Origin of the sequence: Acinetobacter sp. 1130196 (assembly GCF_000588095.1) — a bacterium.
GTDB lineage: Bacteria > Pseudomonadota > Gammaproteobacteria > Pseudomonadales > Moraxellaceae > Acinetobacter > Acinetobacter nosocomialis.
The window spans coordinates 1-2,047 of sequence record NZ_JFWX01000105.1; the positions used below are offsets into that span (position 1 = coordinate 1).

The 2,047-nt window shown below is 38.0% G+C and carries 3 protein-coding genes and 1 tRNA gene; 1 reads left to right on the forward strand and 3 read right to left on the reverse strand.

Annotated elements, in window-relative coordinates; translation table 11 throughout:
* A partial coding sequence (locus tag J671_RS24490) for an SDR family NAD(P)-dependent oxidoreductase (protein WP_031983647.1) occupies window positions 1-392 on the reverse strand: 392 nt, incomplete at its 3' end.
* 112 nt (window positions 393-504) lie between these two features.
* Between J671_RS24490 and J671_RS24495 the strand changes: the two genes are divergently transcribed.
* Entirely contained in the window at window positions 505-1,401 is an 897-nt protein-coding gene (locus J671_RS24495; protein WP_031983645.1) for a LysR family transcriptional regulator, read from the forward strand.
* Window positions 1,402-1,466: 65 nt separating this feature from the next.
* On the opposite strand, the gene J671_RS24500 is transcribed toward J671_RS24495, so the two are convergent.
* Window positions 1,467-1,542 (reverse strand) — tRNA-Lys (locus J671_RS24500).
* Window positions 1,543-1,662: 120 nt separating this feature from the next.
* Window positions 1,663-2,047 (reverse strand): AMP-binding enzyme (locus J671_RS24505; RefSeq protein WP_416202021.1); only part of this gene is annotated, 385 nt, incomplete at its 5' end.

Genomic DNA, 2,047 nt, shown 5'->3' on the forward strand with positions numbered 1-2,047 from the left:
CCCGCCGATTGAATAAAGAAATAGGCAATTTTTGAGTTGATATCACTCATGCTATCAAACTCTTGTTCTGTCGTTTCTAAAAATGACTTCTTTAAGACCTTTCCAACTGTATTAATCGCAATATCTATTCCACCAAAATGCTGCTTAGTGTCTAAGAATAGCTTCTCGATGTTATCGATATCTGTTAGATCTGACTGAATTAGAATTGCATCTGCACCCAAGGCTTTTACGTCTGCGAGTGTTTGCTCGGCATCTACTTGAGTTTCTGAACTATTATAGTGAATTGCGAGTTTTGCTCCTTGTTCTGCAAATTTTCGGCTAATGAGTCCGCCGAGGTTTTTAGCACCGCCAGTAATCAATACAACTTTATCTTTGAGGCTATGAGTTGTCATGATGATTGTTCCTATGATGACTTGTTTTAATGTATTTTTAGTCTAGATTGGCGGTAATTTTTGATCAATTGTGTTAGTTTGGTTTAACTATTCAGAAAAAACGAACAATTAAATGGATCGTTTACAGCAATTTTTTATTTTTACAGAAGTCGCTAAACGACAAAGCTTTAGTGAGGTTGCACATCGACTCGATTTACCGCGCTCAACAGTAACGAGTGCTATTCAACAGCTTGAGACTCACTATGGCGTACGCTTATTTCATCGAACTACACGTAAAGTCAGTCTTACGCAAGATGGACAGCGAATATTGCCAGAATGCCAAAATCTTTTATTGGACTATGAACAATTAGAACAACTCATTCAGACCCAAAAACAGCATTACCGAGGTACATTAAAAATTTCGATGCCCAGTCGGATTGTGCATCAAGTAATTATTCCTGAACTGTCAGATTTTTATCATCGCTATCCAGATATACATTTGCAGCTTCATAGTTCTGATGACATGACTGACTTAATTGAAAAGGGAATTGACTGTGTTGTTCGGGTAGGTGAACTAGATAGCAGTAGTTTAATTGCAAGATTTATTGGCCATTTGGTCATGGTGAATTGTGCAAGTAGAGGCTATTTAGAACAGTACGGTATGCCTGAACAATTAGAAGATCTATCTCAGCACAAACTAATTAACTATGCGGGAGCCGTAGGTGAAAAGCAGGGTGAGTTTGTATATCAAGGAGGAAGCGTGATGATGAATAGTGCTTTAAGTGTAAATAATACGGAAGCTTATAGTGCTGCGGCCTGTGCAGGTTTAGGGATTATTCAAGTTCCTTACTATGATGTTCAAGATAAAATTGAGCAGGGAATCTTGGTTGAGGTCCTGAGTGCTTATAGTGCACCGTCACTTCCACTTAATATTTTGTATCCCAACAGGACTTATATTCCGAAACGATTAGAAGTTTTTATGAATTGGGTGGGAGAGGTTTTAAATCGAAAATGTATCGTCATCTTTTAGTCATAAAAAGAAAATAAGATAACAATAAAAAAAGCCTCTCAAATTGTGAGAGGCTTTTTAGAATTTGGTGGGTCGTCCGCGACTCGAACGCGGGACCAACGGATTAAAAGTCCGCTGCTCTACCAACTGAGCTAACGACCCGTATCGTTTTGATGTCGCGTATTTTAGCAAGTTATTCAACTAACACAAGAGGAAATTTAAAAACATTTGCATGATTGCCTATAAAAAGCACGATTTCCTCTTGTTTAGCTAAAAAATGAACTAAAAACGGTATTTATATGCCTGAATGTTGTCAAAAATTTCAGTTGTGATGTCACAGTAACTGCTTGCACCAGGCAATAAAGCGAGTAAACGTTCAGAAGTTTTGCTCGGATTAAACGCATCTTCTTTCAGTTTATTCTTCTGATATTTAAAAGTACCTGTTGTTTCGACCTTTTTTTGTACACGTAAAAACACCGGTACAGCATAAGCAGGCAAACACTTCTTAAATACAGATACCATTTCGGTTAAATCTGCATCATTTAGCTCTTCGCCATCTGCCAGCGTGATGGCTGCCATACCAGCACGGCCATTGGTATTTGGAATTTCTACACCATAAACAACAGCTTCAGCGATTTTTTCGTATTCACATACCATGTTTTCCACT

Excerpts from the sequence above, each read along its gene's own strand:
- J671_RS24495 (WP_031983645.1), top strand. The coding sequence starts at position 505 with ATGGATCGTTTACAGCAATTTTTTATTTTTACAGAAGTCGCTAAACGA.